The sequence below is a fragment of the Verrucomicrobiota bacterium JB022 genome, from assembly GCA_030673845.1.
GTDB lineage: Bacteria > Verrucomicrobiota > Verrucomicrobiia > Opitutales > Oceanipulchritudinaceae > WOUP01.
This window is the reverse complement of record JAUTCQ010000015.1, coordinates 26,062-44,530: the sequence shown is the minus strand read 5'-3', so window position 1 is coordinate 44,530 and position 18,469 is coordinate 26,062. Positions and strand designations below refer to the sequence as shown.

The 18,469-nt window shown below is 63.2% G+C and carries 15 protein-coding genes and 1 pseudogene; 7 read left to right on the top strand and 9 right to left on the bottom strand.

Features of this window, described 5'->3' with window-relative positions; translation table 11 throughout:
- Window positions 1-8: 8 nt before the first annotated feature.
- The 4 genes from Q7P63_10735 to Q7P63_10720 all read right to left on the bottom strand — a co-directional run bounded on the left by Q7P63_10735 (window position 9) and on the right by Q7P63_10720 (window position 4,209).
- The gene (locus Q7P63_10735; GenBank protein ID MDP0500564.1) at window positions 9-1,685 is read right to left on the bottom strand and encodes an ammonia-forming cytochrome c nitrite reductase subunit c552; all 1,677 of its coding nucleotides are present in this window, start codon (window positions 1,683-1,685) and stop codon (window positions 9-11) included.
- Window positions 1,682-2,257 (bottom strand): cytochrome c nitrite reductase small subunit, encoded by a 576-nt coding sequence (gene nrfH / locus Q7P63_10730; protein ID MDP0500563.1) that lies wholly within the window; start codon window positions 2,255-2,257, stop codon window positions 1,682-1,684. Before nrfH ends, Q7P63_10735 begins: the two co-directional genes overlap by 4 nt.
- Window positions 2,258-2,440: 183 nt before the next feature.
- Entirely contained in the window at window positions 2,441-3,367 is a 927-nt protein-coding gene (locus Q7P63_10725; protein MDP0500562.1) for a hypothetical protein, read from the bottom strand.
- 47 nt (window positions 3,368-3,414) lie between these two features.
- Window positions 3,415-4,209, bottom strand: a complete 795-nt coding sequence (locus Q7P63_10720) for a TatD family hydrolase (protein MDP0500561.1) — start codon at window positions 4,207-4,209, stop codon at window positions 3,415-3,417.
- A gap of 137 nt (window positions 4,210-4,346) precedes the next feature.
- Between Q7P63_10720 and Q7P63_10715 the strand changes: the two genes are divergently transcribed.
- Both Q7P63_10715 and Q7P63_10710 read left to right on the top strand, forming a co-directional pair.
- A complete protein-coding gene (locus Q7P63_10715) occupies window positions 4,347-5,147 on the top strand; it encodes a PEP-CTERM sorting domain-containing protein (GenBank protein ID MDP0500560.1) in 801 nt (266 codons plus the stop codon).
- A gap of 285 nt (window positions 5,148-5,432) precedes the next feature.
- A complete protein-coding gene (locus Q7P63_10710; protein ID MDP0500559.1) occupies window positions 5,433-6,800 on the top strand; it encodes a DEAD/DEAH box helicase in 1,368 nt (455 codons plus the stop codon).
- A 160-nt stretch (window positions 6,801-6,960) separates the two neighbouring features.
- Here Q7P63_10710 and Q7P63_10705 read toward each other — a convergent pair whose 3' ends face one another.
- The 3 genes from Q7P63_10705 to Q7P63_10695 all read right to left on the bottom strand — a co-directional run bounded on the left by Q7P63_10705 (window position 6,961) and on the right by Q7P63_10695 (window position 9,582).
- Window positions 6,961-7,554 carry a hypothetical protein gene (locus Q7P63_10705; GenBank protein ID MDP0500558.1) on the bottom strand — a complete coding sequence of 198 codons (594 nt, stop codon included), beginning with the start codon at window positions 7,552-7,554 and terminating at the stop codon, window positions 6,961-6,963.
- A 348-nt stretch (window positions 7,555-7,902) separates the two neighbouring features.
- Window positions 7,903-9,000: a sugar phosphate nucleotidyltransferase gene (locus tag Q7P63_10700; protein MDP0500557.1), complete on the bottom strand. Its 1,098-nt coding sequence runs from the start codon at window positions 8,998-9,000 to the stop codon at window positions 7,903-7,905.
- Window positions 9,001-9,033: 33 nt separating this feature from the next.
- On the bottom strand, window positions 9,034-9,582 hold the full coding sequence (locus tag Q7P63_10695; GenBank protein MDP0500556.1) for a dihydrofolate reductase family protein: 549 nt from the start codon (window positions 9,580-9,582) through the stop codon (window positions 9,034-9,036).
- 145 nt (window positions 9,583-9,727) lie between these two features.
- Between Q7P63_10695 and Q7P63_10690 the strand changes: the two genes are divergently transcribed.
- Both Q7P63_10690 and Q7P63_10685 read left to right on the top strand, forming a co-directional pair.
- On the top strand, window positions 9,728-11,131 hold the full coding sequence (locus Q7P63_10690; protein MDP0500555.1) for a hypothetical protein: 1,404 nt from the start codon (window positions 9,728-9,730) through the stop codon (window positions 11,129-11,131).
- Window positions 11,128-12,243, top strand: coding sequence for a hypothetical protein (locus tag Q7P63_10685; GenBank protein ID MDP0500554.1), 1,116 nt, complete (start codon window positions 11,128-11,130; stop codon window positions 12,241-12,243). Before Q7P63_10690 ends, Q7P63_10685 begins: the two co-directional genes overlap by 4 nt.
- 10 nt (window positions 12,244-12,253) lie before the next feature.
- On the opposite strand, the gene moeB is transcribed toward Q7P63_10685, so the two are convergent.
- Window positions 12,254-13,420, bottom strand: a complete 1,167-nt coding sequence (moeB, locus tag Q7P63_10680) for a molybdopterin-synthase adenylyltransferase MoeB (GenBank protein ID MDP0500553.1) — start codon at window positions 13,418-13,420, stop codon at window positions 12,254-12,256.
- A 308-nt stretch (window positions 13,421-13,728) separates the two neighbouring features.
- On the opposite strand from moeB, the pseudogene Q7P63_10675 reads away from it, so the two are divergent.
- The 3 genes and pseudogenes from Q7P63_10675 (at window position 13,729) to Q7P63_10665 (ending at window position 17,420) form a co-directional block, all read left to right on the top strand.
- Window positions 13,729-14,703, top strand: a pseudogene (locus Q7P63_10675) (family 43 glycosylhydrolase).
- A 1,203-nt stretch (window positions 14,704-15,906) separates the two neighbouring features.
- A complete protein-coding gene (locus Q7P63_10670) occupies window positions 15,907-16,944 on the top strand; it encodes an alpha/beta hydrolase (protein MDP0500552.1) in 1,038 nt (345 codons plus the stop codon).
- A 53-nt stretch (window positions 16,945-16,997) separates the two neighbouring features.
- Complete coding sequence (locus Q7P63_10665; GenBank protein ID MDP0500551.1) at window positions 16,998-17,420, top strand: organic hydroperoxide resistance protein; 423 nt, start codon at window positions 16,998-17,000, stop codon at window positions 17,418-17,420.
- A gap of 95 nt (window positions 17,421-17,515) precedes the next feature.
- Here Q7P63_10665 and Q7P63_10660 read toward each other — a convergent pair whose 3' ends face one another.
- Window positions 17,516-18,421, bottom strand: a complete 906-nt coding sequence (locus Q7P63_10660; GenBank protein ID MDP0500550.1) for a TIGR01777 family oxidoreductase — start codon at window positions 18,419-18,421, stop codon at window positions 17,516-17,518.
- Window positions 18,422-18,469 lie beyond the last annotated feature (48 nt).

The window sequence follows — 18,469 nt, the reverse complement described above, 5'->3', positions numbered from 1 at the left end:
CGAGCCCCCTACTTCTGCGCCGTGCTCTTGTCGGGCGTGATGCCTTGGACTTCTTCGATCGGGGTGTTGTTGACGGGAGGAGGCGGCGCGCGGAACTCGTTGGCGAGCGCCTGAGCCTGGCGGCTGTAGTCGATAGACTCGCCCAGGATGCGCACAGCCTCCTGATCGGCGTGGAAGCCCATCGAGTTTTCGCTGCTGATAAAGTCGAGGCGCCACATGGCCTTGCGCTGCAGCTCATCGAGGCGCGCGATGTCTTCCTCGGAGAGGTCGGTCGCCTTGGCCGCCCGGATCGCGTCGAGCATGTCCGTCATGGCGACGGCGCTGCGGTCGATCATCTTGCGCGTGCGGTCCTGGATCGTCGCCACCTTGTCGCGCAGCTCGGCTTCGGGCACGTTGTGGCAAGTCTGGCACGAGCGGTCCATCGTCTCCATCGGGCTGCGGACCCAGTGGCTGCTGACCTTGGTGGCACCTTGGCGCTCATAAGGCATGTGGCAATCGGCACAGCTGACCCCGCTGCGCGCGTGCACGCCTTGGCTCCACAGCTCGAACTCCGGGTGCTGGGCCTTGTAGACCTTCGCCCCGGTCTCGCCGTGGGTGTAGTCGTAAAAGTCGCTGCCGTCGGGGAAGCGGTGGTCGTTGTAGACCGCCTCGATCTGCTCCACTTTCAGGCCCTTGTGCCAAGGGAAGAAGAGCGTCTCCTTGCTGGCGCAGTAATACTCCACGTGGCATTGGGCGCAGGAAAAGGTGCGCATCTCCTGCCGCGTGGCGTCGACGTTGGGGTCGTAGGGGCGGCTGCGCGAGCCCTTGCGCCAGCGTTCGATGCTGGGCAGGTGCGGCACCGGGTCTTCGCTTTCGGCCAGCGCGGCAATGCCTTTGACAAAGCCGGGGCGGGTCACGCGCAGCTGCATCGTGTCGGGCGCGTGGCAGTCGATACAGCTCACGGGGTGGGCGTCGCCGACGTGGTGGCTTTCAAACTGCCCCGTCACATCATGATCACCCGGCACGCTCTCGTCATAGACGGCGTCCCCAAACAGCGGCTTGTGCACCCCGGGCGTGCCGTCGGGCGTCTTGAACAGCTCGGCGTGCGCCTCCTCGTAAGTCATGAGGCTCAGCTTTTCAAAGCCCGCCATCACGTGCTGCCACTGGAAGCCGTTTTCGAGGTCTGCCTGCGTAGTGGGCAGGCCCGCCAGCTCGCGACCGACGCGGCGATAGGTGGGGATGACGGAGGCGTGACAGTGCAGGCAGGCCCCGCTTTGCTGGCGCTGCGTCACCCGCTCGGTCACCTCCTGGTCGTGCAGCATGTAGGCGTGGCCGCGCGCTTCGCGGTAGTCGATGGCAAAGGCGTAACCCGCATAGAGACGGCGCAGCCACGGGTCGCTCTCCAGCTTGCTCTCGGGCAGTGCGCTGGAGCCGCCGTGCTGGGTGGAATCGTCGACCGTCCGCCGGTAGGAATCGAACTGGTGGGGCCAGTTGCCACCCCAGGGCACCGGGTCGGTGCTGACTTCGGTGACTTCGTTGAGGCGCACATAGACGTGCCGCGCCTCTTCCTTTTGGCGGGTGATGTTGATCAACAGGCTGGCGACTGCCACTGCCGCAACCAGGCCGATCACAAAAACGCTGACAGGGAGCAGCACGGGGCGCAGCGCAAAGCCGCCATTATCGGAGAAGTCGGGTTCAGGGCTCATGGGTCGCGAGTCGTCTCAGGAGTTAAAGTGGTGCGGGTGCGGTTGAGGGCGTGGCCGACGTCGGCGTGGCACTGGATGCAGTGTGGCATTTCGGAGCTGCCCAGGCCAGCGTGCGCGGCAATCGGCAGCATCTCTTCCACCGTCTGCTCGTGGCAGTAGAGGCAGGCGTGCTGCGTCACCTCGCGGTTGCGCGGCTTGATCTGGATCGGGTCGTGATAGTCCCCCAGCGTAAAGGCGAGGGAATGGAAAAAACCGTTATCCGCCTTCGTGATCCACTTGCCCACCGGGTGGTGCGAGAGGTGGCAATCGTTGCAGGTGGCCGTGTGCCCGTGGCTGCCTTTGACCCACGAATCGTAATAATCCTGCATCACGTGGCAATTCGTGCAGGCCTGCGGGTTGTTGACCAGGTAGGCGGCACCCTCGGCATAGCCAAACGTAAACGTGCCCAGACCACCGACGGTTCCGATCAGGAGGATACCGAGGATGTAAAGGACGCCGACCCACTGGACACGACGCAGCCGCCATCGGCCGGAAACACCGGTAGAAGGTCGCTCTTTGGGTTGAGCGGTCATCAGAAGCAGTCAGAAAGCGATTTAGCTCGCGTTATCCGACAGTAGCCCAGATGGCACGCAAAGCAAGCCCCGTCACCCTCTTCTCTTGACCTGGATCAAGTTAGGGCGAGAAATCCTGCCGCCTTGGCCGAATAAAAGACCGGCGGTCAGGGAAAGACCGGATCGTAATACTCCGTTCGACCCCTACGGCTGCTGCACCCGACTCGCGATCTGCGAAATGACGTACTGCAGCTCAGACGCGAAACGCTCGTCTTCGATATCGAGCTGCTGGGTCGTGGCGTTGTAGGTCCACTGGTTGGGGTAGTTTACAAGCAGGTCGAGGTAGTCGATCACGAGGTTGAGCACCTCCACCTCCTCGGCGCGCACCTGCTGGTATTGCAGGAAAAAGCCTGACTGGAGGATGCTCTCCTTTTGCGCCAGGCCCACCTTCCGGCCTTCTTCCGACAGCTCCAGCTCGTCGAGCTTTCGCTGGTAGAGGTCGCCAAAGCCGTAGGTGTAGTCGGCCAGCTCTTCCGACTGCTGGCGCAGCGTACGGTAGCGCTCGCGCAGCTGCCGGTAGCTCTCCAGAGCTTGCGGCTGCAGCCATTGCGACTCCACGCCCTGCATCTCGGCATAAGAGCGCTGCACACGTTCGTTCAACTGGCGCAGCCGGCCGATCAGCTCGTCTTCCATCGCCTTCAGCGCCAACTGCTCCGCCTGAGGCAGGCGTTTGGCTGCTGCGGCCACCGGATTCTTGCGCAGCTCGGCCAAGGCTCGTTGCTGCTCCTCCCATTGCTGCTCGCGGCGGATGCGCTCCTGCAGCAGGGCTTCGACGCGCTCGGTGTGCTGCCGATCCAGCTCGGCCTGGATCTGCCGGGCCGAGATTTCGCGCCCGGCGGCAATCGCCCCCAAGGCCCCGCAGGCTGCCGCCAGCGCCACGAAGCCCAGCAGGTTGCGCTTGCGCCGCTCGCTGACGAGCCACAGCGCCCCGCCCAGCAAGGCACCGATCGCGGCGGCCACCGCAATAATCGCCAAGCCGACGGCGGCCAGGCCCAACCATTGGGCCCACTCGCTCGAAATCTTTTCCGAGCCCGCAAACGGCAGCGCCAGCGCAAGAGAAGAAAGCGTCATCTACGAAGGGATTGGACGAGTAAACGCCGGAAAGCGTTCAAGGTCGCTTACTTGAGCCCAAAAAACGCACGCGTGTTTTCCTCCACCCGGGCTTCCAGCGTGCGGAAATCGACCCCCAGCAGCTCCGCGCAGCGCTCCGCCGTAAAGCGGACGAAGGCGGGCTCGTTGGGCTTGCCCCGGTGCGGCTCCGGTGGCAGGTAAGGGCTATCGGTCTCCACCATCAGGCGGTCGATCCCTTGGGCGAGCATCGCCTCGCGCACGTTGGCCGCGCTCTTGTAGGTGATGATGCCGGTAAAGCTGGCCCGCCCGCCCCGCTCGTTGAGGATGCGCACCTCTTCGGCCCCCTCGGAGAAGCAATGGAAGACGACCTTGCGCCAGTCCACGCCGCTTTCGTCGATCAGCTTCACCGATTCGTGAAAGGCCTGGCGGCTGTGGATCACCACCGGGCAATCGAGCTGGTAGGCAAGGCTCAGTTGGGCCTTGAAGGCCTGCACCTGGCGCTGCTTCACCTCCGCCGCCTCGTCGGGATACTTCGGCAGATGGAAGTGGTCGAGCCCGATCTCGCCCAGCGCCACCGGCAAGGGATCGGTCGCAAAGTAGCTGGCGATGCTCTTGAACTGGTCTTCCCAATCTTCCTCCACCTCGCAGGGGTGGATACCGACCGTCCAGTCGATCACGCCCGGGTAGTCTTGCGCCAATTTATAATAGCGCGGCCAGTCCTTGAGGCTGGTGCCGATAGTGATGTGGCGCTCCACGCCGTGCTCGCGCGCGTTCTGCAGCCACGCCTCCACGTTGCCCTTCTGCGCCGCCTTCTCAAAGTGACAATGGCTGTCGATCAGCATCCCCCCACCCTAGGCCATCGCCGGCACATGGCAAGGGCCGCGAGGAGGCGGAGCGGAGGAAGCCCGCTGGTCTTTTTTGACCACCGCCTGCCGATTAGGCTTTTACTAACGCCAGCAAAGCAGCTAATATCCACGCAATGCTTCCCTTAAACCTCTCTACGACGGCTTTGTTCCTCTGCGCCCTCGCTTCCAGTGCCTCAGCCGCGCTGTTACTAGACCCCTCGGCTGGCACCGTCCGCCTCTCCAACACGGTGGGAGACTCGAACAAGGACGACGGTGTCTATCACAGCAGCTATTACCTCTCCGACGACTTCTTCGGCTCCCCGCTGATGAATCCATTCGTCACCGTCAGCATCAACGGGCACATCCGCTTTGGTAATGGTGATGGAGACGGCGACTACTTCCTGCAGCCTCTCGGCAACAACGCCATCAACCGCGTCGCCCCGATGTGGGCCGACTTCAACCTCGGCACCAGCGGCCAGATCGTCGACGAAGTCGGCAGCTCCTACTACGCCGTTTCCTGGCTCAATCTGGAAAACGCCGAGAACCCGGGCACCGTCGCCAACCTGCAAGCCATCTTCATCGAAGGCGATACCACCCTCAACGGGAACGCCTTCCAGGCCGGGGACATTGTCTTCAGCTACGGCGAGATCAGCATTTATCCCGCGATCAGCGAAGTGATCATCGGCCTGGAGAGCGAAAACGGCGATACCGCCACGCTTCCCGGCCACGAGGTGTATGGCGGCTGGCACTCCTATGATGTCTTCGGTGATTTTCCGGTCGGCGAAAACCAGTATGCCCTCTTCCGGCCCGACGGGCTTGGCAGCTATAGTGTGTCGATTCAGGACATGGCCGCGATCCCCGAGCCCGCTACCTACGCCGCAGTCTTCGGCGGTTTGGCTTTGGCGGGGGCCGCCCTGCGCCGCCGACGCGCCTAGCGCCACCGCTTCGCCCTATTTTGTCTACCTGCCTCTCTTCACGGGGGCAGGTTTTTGCTTTCGCGTGGGCATAAGATTTCTCTTGCTTCCCACGCAACTGCTGACATGTTGGATGGTTTAATCGGACAAATCGACGAGACCTCCGCAGCGAATGCGGCCCAAGGCGTCGGTTTTCTGCCCTGAACGGTCTGACTTCGATGAGCGATTGTTTGCGGGATACTCACCAATAGTGCTCATCGACCGACCCGCGCCCGTCCGAGACCGACGGGTGAATCAGGACAGATTATGGAAGAAATTACGTTCGAGACGCTGCCTTTGGCTGCGCCCCTTCAACGCGCGTTGTCTGATAAAGGCTACACGCATCCCTCGCCTATCCAGGCCCAAGCCATTCCGGTACTGCTGGAAGGCCGCGACCTGCTCGCCTGTGCCCAGACCGGCACCGGCAAGACGGCAGCCTTCGCCCTCCCGATCCTCAACCGGATCTCCGAACTGCGCCGCAAGCCGCAGCGTAACGAAGTGCGTACGCTGATCCTCACCCCCACCCGCGAACTCGCGGTGCAAGTGGCCGACAGCTTCAGCACCTACGGGCAAAACGTGCGCTTCAGCCTCGGCCTCGTGCACGGCGGCGTCTCCGCCTACCCGCAAATCCGCGGCCTGCAGCGCGGCCTCGACGTCTGCGTCGCCACCCCCGGCCGCTTGCTCGACCTTTACAACCAGGGCCACGTCGACCTTTCGCAAGTCGGCTGCTTCGTGCTCGACGAAGCCGACCGCATGCTCGACATGGGCTTCATCCACGACATCCGCAAGATCGCCGAGGAGCTGCCCGAAGAGCGCCAGACCTTGCTCTTCTCCGCCACCATGGCGCCGGAAATCGCCAACCTCGCCGCCTCGCTGCTGCGTAACCCGGCCGACATCCGCATCGCCCCGGAAAATACCACGGCCGAGAAGATCGACCAGAGCGTGCTCTTCGTAGAGCGCAACGACAAGCAAGACCTCCTCTTTGACCTCCTGCGCAAGCAGCAGGACGCCAACCCGGAAGAGCTTTGCATCGTCTTCAGCAAGACGAAGTTTGGCGCCCGCAAGCTGGCTGAGAAGCTCTGCCGCGCTGGCATCCGCGCCGACGACATCCATGGCGACAAGTCGCAGGCCGCCCGCCAACGCACGCTGGACCGCTTCCGCGACGGCCGTACTTCCGTGCTCGTGGCAACCGACGTGGCCGCCCGCGGTATCGACGTGCGCAACATCACGCTGGTCGTCAACTACGACCTGCCGATGGAAGCCGACAACTACGTGCACCGCATTGGCCGTACGGCCCGCGCCGGTAACAGCGGTCGCGCCGTAAGCCTCTGCTCCGCCGAAGACGTCGAGCTGCTGCGCTCCGTGGAACGCCTGATCAAGCAAAGCGTGCCGGTCGAAGAAGACCACCCCTACCACTCTGCGACCATTGCCGATCGCGCTGCCCGCAGCTACTCGCGCGGGGGCCGTGGCGGCTACGGCGCCAAGGGCGGCGGTCGCGGTGGTTACGGTCGCCAAGGTGGCGGCAACCGCAGCGGCGGCTATCGCCAGGGCGGTGGCTACAAGGGCTCGCGCTCCGGCGGCGGTTACGCCTCCCGTGGCGGCGAACGCTCCACCTCACGCGCTGGCCGCAACTAAGCGACCGACCAGTCCCGATCCCCTTTTCCAGCCTCGCCCTAACCCGGCGAGGCTTTTTTGTAGTTTAGAAAAGGCCCCGGGGCCGTCTTCGGAAAGACATGGAGTCACAAAGGCCCTGTGCCAAGGCGTGAAAACAAGATCAGGGCCCTGATGTCCTACTCTAGATCGCAGGAGGAGCTTCGAGCGTGTTGTCTTTTACCGTAATGAGGGGGCGATGCACAAACGGGCCTGCCATTGAAGAAAGCTCTTCCCGCCACTGGGAAACCACCCCGCCCTCGAATTCTACCACTAGGAAGTTCTTACCGGTCGAAGGGTAGTGCAGGACGATATTCTCTGCTTTGAACCACCAAGGGCTTTCATAGGGGGGCACCCCAATCGCGGCGACGACTCCCGCGACCTGCATGCCGCGAAAGATTCGTCCCTCACGAGCAGCCGCAATTTCTTCCGCGCTCAAGCCGGCAGCCAGCAGCGCCTTCTCCAGTTCTACTGTCGTCTCTACTCCCTTGGGCTCATAAGTCCGGCTGGCCGCAACACCTTCGCCTCGGGAGCCACTAGCAGCGTTTCCTTGGCCTTCAACGTAAGTGGTCTCCGTCAGGCCCTCCCGGGCCACGTAGTAGGCGCCAGCAAGCTCCAATACAGCCGGATCGACCCCGGTAGCTGTTACCTCACTAGACGCCTGAGGGGTGAGACCTGATGAGCACCCCGATAGTCCAAGGGCGACGAAAATGCAGGAAAGCGCAATTAACTTTTTCATAAAATCCACTTTTGAGGGTTACGGAACGGAGTTACCCTTACTATGCAAACAGATGCTTGAAACCGCAAGCGATAACCTTATCACTTACACGATTTAAAAACGATCGTGGCTTCGCATACTTACCGCAGTTCTCATTCTTCGCAGCCGAGACCGCCGAGCCGCTATTTATCACCCAATCGAGGTGTAACCTCACGTGTTGGAGAACCCCACGTGACTATGCTCATTTGTTGGCCCTGCATTACAGCAACCAGCCTGAACATATCCTACCAGCGCGTTTGGACCTCCTCTGCACAAAAAGACGCCACCTGCAAAGGAGTGGCGTCTTTCCCAAAAGTCGTTGGACTCGATCTAGCTCAGGTGCTTCCACTCGGGGTGCTTGCCGAGCTGCTGGACGAGCTTCTTCACGTCCTGCGCGCGGTCGCGGGGCACGATGAGCGTCGCGTCGCCGGTCTGGACCACGATGAGGTTGTCGACGCCCACCAGCGCAGTGAGGTGGCCCTTTTCGTTGACCACGATGTTGTCGTTGGCCTCGTGGGTCAGCAGCGAGCCGCGAACCACGTTGCCGCTGTCGTCGGCGGGGTAGTGGCGGGCGATGGAGGGCCACTCGCCCACGTCATCCCAGTCGAAATCCGACTCGACCACGCGCACCTTGTTCTCGTTGGAGGCGGGCTCCATGATCGCGTAGTCGACCGAGATCTTTTCGAGCTTCGGATAGCGCTCGGCCAGCAGTTCGCCCAGGTCCTGACCCGCTTCGAGGCCCTTCTCGATCGCCTGTAGCGCCTTCCAGAGGTCGGGCGTATAGCTGGCAAAGCACTGGGCAATCACTGGCACGGTCCAGAAAAACATGCCTGCGTTCCAGTAGTAATCGCCGCTGTCCACGTAACGCTGGGCGGTCGCTTCGTCGGGCTTTTCCTTGAATTCCTTCACGCCAAACACATCGCGGCCCTCAGCCTGATCGACGCTGCCCTCGCGCTGAATGTAGCCGTAGCCGGTCGCCGGGTGGTCGGGCTGGATGCCGACCGTGACGAGTGCTTCGGCCTGCTCTGCCGCGGTAAAGGCGGCACTGACCACGCTTTGGAAGCCTTCGGCGTCGTGGATCACGTGGTCGGCCGGCAGCATGGCAAAGGTGGCCTGCGGGTCGCGGTGCTTGACCAGCACGGCGGCGAGGCCGACAGCGGCGGCCGTATCGCGCGGCATGGGCTCGCCGATCACGTTCTCCGGCGAAAGCATCGGGCAGACTTCGAGCACCGCATCGCGCTGCTCCTGATTGGTGATGATGATCACCCGCTCGGGCGGCACCACCTCGCCAAGGCGAAGGATCGTCTGCGTGAGCATGGGCTCATCGCCCACGATGGGGAGAAGATGCTTGGGGCGTTCGAGACGACTCTGGGGCCAGAAGCGCTCTCCTTTGCCCCCGGCCATGATGACGACGTAGCGACTGGACATACGCTTCCAAGGTTGCCCGCAGATGGTCGCAGGTCAACTCTGCGCGCGGTTAACCCGATAGCGCAGCAGCAAAGTCTGGTCGGTCAAACGCTCCAGGTGATCGAGCGTCAAGTCGATCGTGCGGTCGATGGGGGCCAGCGGCAGGCCGCGACCAAAGAGAAAAGGCTCCAGCGTCAACCACAGCTCGTCCACCAGCCCTTGCTCCAGAAACTTGCCATGCATCACGCTGCCACCGACGAGGCCGACGCGCTGCCAACCGCGCGCGCCCCACTCTCGCGCCAGCTCTTCCGGCGAAGCGTCGGTGAAGATCAGCGCACCCTCCACCGCCTCGTGGGCATACTTCTCCGGTTGGCGGGTGAGGATATATTTGGGGCGCTCGGGGTTGAGGCCGCGGCGGATCAGCTCACGCTCGGCCTCGTAAGTCCCCGACCCCATCGCGACGGCCTGAAGTTGTTGCAGGGCAAACGCAAACCACTCCTGGTCCGCCTCTGAAGCGAAGTCGGTGCCTTTGCTCTCGCCGCAGGTAATGAAGCCATCGACCGACTGCACGGCGATGAGGATGATATTTGGGCGTTGGATCACAGCAGGAGCCCTAATGTATTCATTTGCCGCGCGAGGCCAAGCCCGGCGAAGGGTTTTATTTGGCGCTGAACGGTTGTAAAAGGCGCTGTAATCACCTCGGCCAAACGCTTGCCATGGGCCGAGTGCCTCGCCACGCTGCCTACCGATGCGGCGTTTGTGGCAAGTGGCGATCGGGATCGGCTGGGCGGCTTCCCTCTACGGGGCCTTTGTGCTCGGGCGACCGGCAGCACCTGCCCCCGCACCCACGGCGACGCCACCAGCGGTGGATCGCCCAGCGAGCAAGGCCTCAACCGAGCCCCGCCGCGTCACCCGCCCCGAAGACCCTGACCGTCTGCAGTACTTGCCGCCCGGCAGTGTGAAATTCGACGCCGCCCTGGGTCTTGAGCTGCACGCGCTGGAAGAGCTGCACGCCACCGACCCTCTGCGCGCCTACTTCCTCGCCACCGCACTCGCCAATTCCCTCGACGCGAAGGGGGTGCAGGCCGCGCTGTCCTGGCTGGAGCAATACCCGCCGCCCGGCGACGGCTACGTCCGCGTCGCCGGCCACCTCAGCTACCGCCTCGGCGAACTGCTCGGCCCCGACCTGCTCGCCCACCAGGACCTACCCGGCCTAGACCTCGGCAACGCCCTCATCGGCTGGAGCTCCACCAACCCAGAACAGGCGCTGGATTGGATCGCGAGCGGCGAAGGCTGGCCGGAAGGCGTGGAGGGCTACTGGCGCAATGCGATGGTGGAGTGGGCGGCGAATGAGAATCCGACCGGGACGTTGCGGTGGCTGGAGCGGGCGCTGGCCGCGCAGGTAAAGGAGCAGGAGGGCGGGGAATCTGATGACACGCCGGAGCAGTCGATGATAAATTCGATGGTCGGCAATGAGCAGTGGATGCTGCACCGTAGCGAGGAGATGAAGCAGCTGGTCCTGAAGTATCCAGACCAGATCGTGAATGAGAGCACTTATATTTCCTTGGGCGCGATTGCCGCGAGGGATCTATCCGATATGACGGATCTGGAAAATCAGCTGTCGCAAGATCCAGTAGACAAACGATATCAATATTTCAAGTGGGGTGAGTGGCTCGGCACAGCCCTCTTTGGCGATGCCAGTGCGCCATGGGCGGAGATGCCTGAGCTGATCCGAGCGGTGGGCAAGAACGAGGATTTCGCACGCGTCTCCATGTTTTTCGGCAGCCTTCCTTCGCAAGAATTCCGCCAGCGTGCTCCCGAAACGACCCTCGAGGTTATACCTCAACTGGAGGCACTCTCGGTGGATCACGAGCCGGCGCGCTTTGCCATCCAAAGCTACTACCATGGCCTCGCACCCAGCACTGCACTGGAAGATGTAGCGCTGCTGCAAGATGCCGCCCTGCGGAGGCAATACGCCAGTGAAACGGCAAGCCGTTGGTTAGAGACCGACCCGGCAACAGCTCGCGTGCGCCTGATGTATGAGCCGAATCTGCCCATTGAAGCGCAGCGACTCCTGCGCGATGGTGCACCGCTGTGGCAGGTGCAGCAGGCTCTGGAGATCAATGAGCCGGAGGAGGAGGCGCTGCCATGAGCGACGACGCCTCGCGCTCCCGAGCACAGTTGGAGCGGGCGCTTTTCTGGGGCTGTGGCTGGGCCTTGAGCCTGCTGGCAGTCTATGGCGCCGCTCGGATGTGGCCGAGTGGGGAGCCACCTGCCGAAGTCGCGGAGGCCCCAGCCGTGGAATCCACCCCCGTGGAACAGGTTGCAACCGCCGAGGAAGCGCCGGAACAATCTACTCAGCCCGCGACATGGGCGGAACTGCGGCCCGATATCGGGCTGGGGCCGCGCATGGACTACCGCCGCCGTGCGCTTTTACAGGAAATCCTGACGGAAGAAAGCAGCCGGCCGGAATGGATAACGACATATGTAGAGAGTTTGCCTATCACCGAATACCCCGAGCTGTTACAACTTTTGCAGGATGATTTGAGCAATAGTGCCACCATAATGTTGGCTGTACTCTTCGCCGAGTGGACACGGCAGGATCCGGAAGGCGCAGTCGAGGCAATGCGTGGGCTGGAGCAGCGGATGCGTCGTAATGTCTTGCCCTCCATCTTTGAGGTTCGGGCAGAGACGAATGGCTACGCCAACACCGTGCGCTGGGCCCAGCAACAATTTGGCGACGATTTGTTGGTAATGCAGCGGAACGGCTCCTTCCTTTCCAACAGCCTTAATTCGCAGTCCTTCGCCGAACAATTAACAGCGCTTGAGGCCATCTACCTCGGTCCTGACGAATCCTGGCAAGAACAGGCACAGAATGCAGCCGCCGATCTCGCGATGAGTTACATGTACGACAACGTCCAACGCACCCGAATAGTCGACCTCTACGAGCACTTGCCTTTTCAGCCCAACAGTAAAGTCGTCAACTTAGTCGTCTCGCAATTGGCGGAGCAAGAGCCCGGTGCGGCCTACAGGTTGCTCGATCAAGTCGCGCTGCCACAAGAGCGGCAGGAGGCGATGCAAACGGTATTTCGTGCCCAGTCCCAACGCGACCCGGCGGAGCTGCTCGTCTGGGCGCAGGATTTCGAGGCCAAGGGCGACACACGTGGCGCCGAGCTGGCCCGCCAGATCTACAACGCCGAACAACCGGCGGCGCAGGAGGAAGTCTTTGAGTTGACCCCCTTTGAGCTGCCCTCCTTAGAGTAGAAAAAGCCCCCTAATACCGCCGCATGCTCAGGTCGTATTCTACCGCCCATTCTTCGATGCCGCCGCGCATGGAGGTGGCTTCGTAACCGGCGTTGCGCAGGGCTTGGGCGACGCGGAGGCTGCGGCCGCCGTGGTGGCATTGCACGACGATGGGGCGGTCGGTCGGCAGCTCCTTTTGGCGCAGGCCGATCTCGCCCATCGGGATGTGGTGGTTGCCCGGGATCTGGCAGATGGCCAGCTCGTGGTCTTCGCGCACGTCGAGCAGCATCGGGCGATCGGCTTCGGGCTGCTGGAGCAGCGAGTGTGCTTGGGCGACGGAAATTTCTAGGGGTAGCTCACCTGCCATGTCGTCACTCGTAGCATCGGGCGCGGGCACTTGGCAACTCCAGTCGTAGCGCTTGGGCTCGATCGTGGTGATGGTGGGGTGCTTGCCGCAGACGGGGCAGTCGTCGTGCCGCTTGAGGTTGATCGTGCGCACGCGCAGGGTCAGCGCGTCGATGGCGAGCAGGCGGCCACGCAACGATTCGCCCGCGCCGGTGAGGTATTTGATCGTCTCCAGCGCCTGGAACGAGCCGACGACGCCGCAGAGCGCGCCAAACACACCCGCTTCGTCGCAGTTGGGCACCTCGCCGGGGGCGGGCATCTCGGGGAAAAGGCAGCGGTAACACGGCCCGCCGCTGGCCGGGTCGAAGATCGAGACCTGCCCCTCGAATTGGTAGATGCTGCCGTAGACGAGCGGCTTGCGCGCCAGCACTGCTGCGTCGTTGTTGCGGTAGCGCGTGGGGAAGTTGTCCGTGCCGTCGACAATGATGTCGTACTGGCCGAAGAGCTCGATTGCGTTGGCATCCGTCACGCCCTCGGGGTGGAGGTTGAGGCGGATGGACGGGTCGAGCGCGCGCAGGCGCCGGGCGGCGCTTTCGAGTTTGGACGTGCCCTGGCTGGCCTCGTCGTGGATGATCTGGCGCTGCAGGTTGTGCACCTCCACCTTGTCGAAGTCGGCCAGCCCCAGCGTGCCGACCCCGGCAGCCGCCAGATACAGCGCCGCAGGGCTCCCGAGCCCGCCCATGCCGATGATCAGCACGCGGCTCTCACGCAGCTTTTCCTGCCCTGCCACACCGATCTCGGGCAGGATGATCTGCCGACTGTAACGCGCGGCTTCCGCTCCACTCAATGCCATCCCGCCACTAGAAACGATCCAGACCAACTTGTCCAGCAACAGGGTGGAGAGGATGTACTGAACAGGAGTTAAAAGGAGTTTTAAAACAAAAGGAAACAAAGAGAACGAAGGAGAGATACAATTCCACCTTCTTCGTTTCCTTCGTTATCTTCTGTTCAATTTCTGAACTCCTTTTCACCCTTTTAACTCCTGTTCCGATTTCCCTCCTCCTGTATTCTGACCGTCAAAACCCGTCGCGGCTTGTGCCGTCGGGCGACTTGCACACGCTCTGACGGTATGAGCACCTAACCCCTGCCCCCCTCTGCCCCATGCCCTTACGAATCTTCCTCTTGCTCCTTTTGCTCCCCCTCACCCTCGTGGCCGACACCTTGCCCAATCCCCTGATTTTCCAACGCGCCGACCCTTGGGTGATGCAACACGAGGGCCGTTACTATTTTACCGGCTCCGTGCCCGCCTACGACCGCATCGAGCTGCGCGCCGCCGATTCGCTGGAGGGGCTGCAGTGCGCCGAGCCGGTTACAGTGTGGAACAAGCACGAGAGCGGGCCGATGAGCTGGCACATCTGGGCCCCCGAGCTGCACCGCCTCAACGGCAAGTGGTACCTCTACTTTGCCGCCGGGCAGGCGGGAAAAATCTGGAACATCCGCATGTATGTGCTCGAGTGCGCCAGCGAAGACCCTCTGACGGGCAAATGGGTCGAAAAGGGCCAGATCGAGACGCCGTGGGATTCGTTTTCGCTCGATGCCACCGTCTTCAGCCTGCGCGGCAAAAACTACCTCGTGTGGGCGCAGCAGGGCCAAGGCGACAAGGCCAACTCCAACCTCTACATCGCCCAGCTGAAAAATCCGTGGACCCTCAAAGGCAAACCCATCCTGCTGACGGCCCCGGAATACGATTGGGAAAAGCGGCGCTACGCCGTGAACGAAGGCGCGGCCGTGCTCCAGCGCAACGGCAAGCTCTTCCTCACCTACTCCGCCAGCGGGACAGACCATAATTACTGCATGGGCCTGCTGACCGCCGACACCTCCGCCGACCCGCTCGACCCCAAGAGCTGGACGAAATCGCCGGAGCCGGTCTTCGAGTCGTCGCCGGAAAACGGCATCTACGGCCCCGGCCACAACAGCTTTGCGACCCAGAACGGCAAGGACTACCTCATTTACCATGCGCGCAACTATCGCGAAATCGCGGTCGACCCGCTGCGCGATCCCAACCGCCACGCCCGCGTGCAGGAGATTCGCTGGCGCAAGGACGGCACGCCCGACTTTGGCACGCCACGCCCCGAAACCAAGGGCAAAGTAGCCGACAAGCCGCTCTTCCGCGACCCGACTTTTGACGGCGCCGCCGACCCGCTGCTGATCTGGAATCCGGAACGGGCGCGCTGGTGGATGTTTTACACCAACCGCCGCGCCAAGGCCGAGGGGCTGACGGGCGTCACCTGGGTCCACGGCACGCGGCTCGGGATCGCCGAATCCTGCGACGGCGGGGCCTCGTGGAGCTACGTCGGCACGGCGCAAATTGACTTACCGGAAGAGTTGGGCGGCGACGGCGCGACCCACTGGGCTCCAGAGCTGTTTACCGACTCCAAGGGCGTGCACCACATGCTGCTCACCGTCGTGCCGGGAGTCTTCGAGACGTGGCAGCACCCGCGCCACATGGTCCACCTGACCAGCAAGGACCTCCGCCACTGGGGCAACGCCCAGGAGATTGAGCTGGCGAGTGATCGCGTGATCGACGCCGCCATCCTCCAACTGCAAGACGGCAACTGGCGTCTCTGGTACAACAACGAGCGCGACGGCAAATCCATCTACTTCGCCGACAGCCCCGACCTCCAGTCGTGGACCGATCGCGGCAAGGTCGTGGGCGACCGCCCGGGCGAAGGGCCGACCGTCTTCCACTGGCAGGGCCACTACTGGATGATCACCGACGTGTGGCAGGGCCTCGGCGTCTACCGCTCCAGCGACGCGGTGGAGTGGGAGCGCATGCCGGGCGACGAAAACCTGCTGCAAGTGCCCGGCAAGGGCGAAGACGACCGCGTGAAGGGCCAGCACCCCGATGTGGTCGTGCAGGGCGACCGCGCCTTCATCTTCTATTTCACCCACGCAGGGCAGGAAGATCCGAACATTCCCGATGGCTACGAAAAGCGCCGCAGCACCATTCAGGTAACTGAGCTGAAGCTCGAAGACGGTTGGATCACCGCCGACCGCGACGCCCCTGCCCACATCCGCCTCGATCCGGGGCTGGTGCAGCCGTAAGGGAGGGAAGGTAGGCTTTTACTGAAGGCCTCTCACCAAGAGCACCAAGGCACAAAGAGTTTTTCTCTGCGTAACAGGTGTCTTGGCTAGGAACTTTGATTCATGCGTGAAAGAAAAGGTTCGAGGCTTCAAATAAATTGCGCGCAATCTAGTTGACTTTAAACGAATCTACCCCAGATTGCGTCTCATAGATTGCACGCAACTTAATTTATCAACACCTGAACCTAGACCGACATGAGCCACCAACACCACCGCCTCTCCACTCAAGCCGCGCTCCAAGGCGCTTCCCACGCTTCGGCCGAAGGCCGCGCTGCCGGCGTCGGCAGCCCCGGGGTCGAACGCGCCGCCCAGCAGTTCCTCGAAGCCGTCCACCTCGGTGGCGGCAAACCGATCTACCAGCTTTCAATCGCCGACGCCCGGGCCGTGCTCGATGGCGCCCAGGCGGGCGAAGTCCCCCTCGCGACCGCCGAAGTGAGCGAGCACGACTTCCCGGTCGGCCCCTCCAGCCAGGTGCACGCGCACATCGTCCGCCCTGCAGGCGTGAGCGGTCCCCTGCCCGCGGTCCTCTATCTCCACGGCGGCGGCTGGATCCTCGGCAATTTCAAGACCCACGAGCGCCTCGTCCGCGAGCTGGCTGCGGCCAGCCAGTCCGCCTTCGTCTTTGTCGACTACTCGCCCTCGCCTGAAGTCCGCTTTCCGGTGGCGGTGGAGGAAGCCTACGCCGCGCTGGGATACATCGCCGCCCATGGCGCGGAGCTGGGCCTCGACCCCCAACGGCTCGCGGTGGCGGGAGACAGTGCGGGTGGCAACCTCGCCGCCGCCGTTACCCTGCTCGCCCAGGAGCGCAACGGCCCGAGCCTGCGCCTGCAGGTGCTCTTCTACCCGGTTACGAATGCCGACCTCGACTCGGGGTCGTATCAGGCCTTTGCGGAGGGCCACTTCCTCACCCGCAACGCCATGCAGTGGTTTTGGGACGCGTATGCGAGCGAAGCCGAGCGCGCCCTCCCGACCGTTTCGCCCCTGCAGGCCAGCGACGAGCAGCTCCGCCACCTGCCCCGCGCGGTGGTGCTGACGGCCGAGTTTGACGTGTTGCGCGACGAGGGCGAAGCCTATGCGCGCCGCCTCTCCGCCGCCGGGGTCCACGTGACCGCCGCCCGCTTCGGGGGTGCGATCCACGACTTCGTGATGCTCAACGCCGTCTCTCAAACGCCCGCCGCACGGGCCGCCATCGCCCTCGCGAGCGAGAAGCTGCGCGAAGCCTTTGCTGAATGAGCCAAAATGGCTTTAGTAACAATACACCTCAAACCTACAGAGATCCCAACCACATGAAAGCACTGTATACTGCCAACGCCACTTCCACCGGCGGCCGCGAAGGCCACTCCCGCACCGACGACGGCAAGATCGACGTCAAGCTCTCCACGCCCAAGGAACTGGGCGGCGCGGGCGGCGCCGGCACCAACCCCGAACAGCTTTTCGCCGCGGGCTACTCCGCCTGTTTCCTCGGCGCGCTGAAATTTGTCGCCGGCAAGGCCAAGGTGAAGATCCCCGACGATGCCAGCGTCTCCGCCAAGGTCGGGATCGGCGAGCGCGACGACAAGCAGGGCTTCGGCATCACCGCCGACCTCACGGTCTCCATCCCCGGCGTCGACCGCTCGACGGTGGAAGACCTCGTGCAGAAGGCCCACGTCGTGTGCCCCTACTCGCACGCCACCAAGGGCAACATCCAGGTCAGCACCACGGTGGCCTAGGTCAGCACCAATTTTTTGACGACAAGCTTGCACGCGGCGGCTCGGTTTTCCGGGTCGCCGCTTTTTCTTGCCTATACCGGCAACAATCCGTCCAGCTAACGCTCGTGCTGCTCCAGCGCGTGCTTCAGCGCGCCCTCGATCTCGGGATATTGCCAGTTAAAGCCGCTCGAACGCAGCTTGGCGGGCAGGATACGATTGTCGGCCAGGATCGTCTCCTCGCCCATCTGCCCATAGCGCAGCTTGATCGCAAAGCTCGGGATCGGCACCACCGTGGGCCGCCCGACCGCGTGACCCAGCGCCTGCGCAAAGGTGCCGTTGCTGACCGGCTCCGGCGCGGCCATGTTCACGGCGCCTTCCAGCTGGTCGTTGCGGATGCAGTGCAGGATGGCCGCCGCCAGGTCGTCGGGCGTGATCCAGCTCAACTGCTGGCGCCCATTGCCCACCGGGCCACCAAGGCCCTTTTTGAAAAAGGGCAGCATTTTGGCCAGCGCGCCGTCTTGGGTGCTCAAGACGACGCCAAAGCGCCCGTGCACCACCCGGATGCCTGCCAGGCGCGCCGCGTCGGCCGACTGCTCCCACGCGCGCACCACTTGAGAGAGGAAGGATTGACCAAACGGCCCCGATTCGTCCCACAGTCGCGGCCCGTAGGGGTAGGCGCTGGAGCCGCTGGCGCAGACGAGCACGCGCGGCTTTTCCTCCATCGCAGCCAGCGCCTCGCAGAGCAACTGCGTACCCTGCACCCGGCTGTCGAGGATCACCTGCTTGCGCTCGGCCGTCCAGCTGCCCTCGGCAATGCCTGCGCCCGCCAAGTGCACGACCGCCTCCACGCCCTGCAGTGCCGTCACATCCAGCTCGCCCTGCTTCGGGTTCCAACGATAGAGCCCGGGGCGCCCCGCCGGATCACGAGAAAGCCCGCGCACCGTCCAGCCTTCGCGCTCGGCCAGTTCCTTGACGTGGGAGCCCACGAGCCCCGTCATTCCCGTGATCAGCATGGTCTTCATGACGGGTAGCATAGAGCGATTCATAGAAACTTTCCACCGCCTTAGTAG

Excerpts from the sequence above, each read along its gene's own strand:
- Q7P63_10720 (MDP0500561.1), bottom strand. The coding sequence starts at position 4,209 with ATGCTGATCGACAGCCATTGTCACTTTGAGAAGGCGGCGCAGAAGGGC.
- Q7P63_10660 (MDP0500550.1), bottom strand. The coding sequence starts at position 18,421 with ATGAAGACCATGCTGATCACGGGAATGACGGGGCTCGTGGGCTCCCAC.
- Q7P63_10735 (MDP0500564.1), bottom strand. The coding sequence starts at position 1,685 with ATGAGCCCTGAACCCGACTTCTCCGATAATGGCGGCTTTGCGCTGCGC.
- Q7P63_10685 (MDP0500554.1), top strand. The coding sequence starts at position 11,128 with ATGAGCGACGACGCCTCGCGCTCCCGAGCACAGTTGGAGCGGGCGCTT.
- Q7P63_10700 (MDP0500557.1), bottom strand. The coding sequence starts at position 9,000 with ATGTCCAGTCGCTACGTCGTCATCATGGCCGGGGGCAAAGGAGAGCGC.
- moeB (MDP0500553.1), bottom strand. The coding sequence starts at position 13,420 with ATGGCATTGAGTGGAGCGGAAGCCGCGCGTTACAGTCGGCAGATCATC.
- Q7P63_10705 (MDP0500558.1), bottom strand. The coding sequence starts at position 7,554 with ATGAAAAAGTTAATTGCGCTTTCCTGCATTTTCGTCGCCCTTGGACTA.
- Q7P63_10665 (MDP0500551.1), top strand. The coding sequence starts at position 16,998 with ATGAAAGCACTGTATACTGCCAACGCCACTTCCACCGGCGGCCGCGAA.
- Q7P63_10710 (MDP0500559.1), top strand. The coding sequence starts at position 5,433 with ATGGAAGAAATTACGTTCGAGACGCTGCCTTTGGCTGCGCCCCTTCAA.
- Q7P63_10670 (MDP0500552.1), top strand. The coding sequence starts at position 15,907 with ATGAGCCACCAACACCACCGCCTCTCCACTCAAGCCGCGCTCCAAGGC.
- nrfH (MDP0500563.1), bottom strand. The coding sequence starts at position 2,257 with ATGACCGCTCAACCCAAAGAGCGACCTTCTACCGGTGTTTCCGGCCGA.
- Q7P63_10725 (MDP0500562.1), bottom strand. The coding sequence starts at position 3,367 with ATGACGCTTTCTTCTCTTGCGCTGGCGCTGCCGTTTGCGGGCTCGGAA.
- Q7P63_10715 (MDP0500560.1), top strand. The coding sequence starts at position 4,347 with ATGCTTCCCTTAAACCTCTCTACGACGGCTTTGTTCCTCTGCGCCCTC.
- Q7P63_10690 (MDP0500555.1), top strand. The coding sequence starts at position 9,728 with ATGCGGCGTTTGTGGCAAGTGGCGATCGGGATCGGCTGGGCGGCTTCC.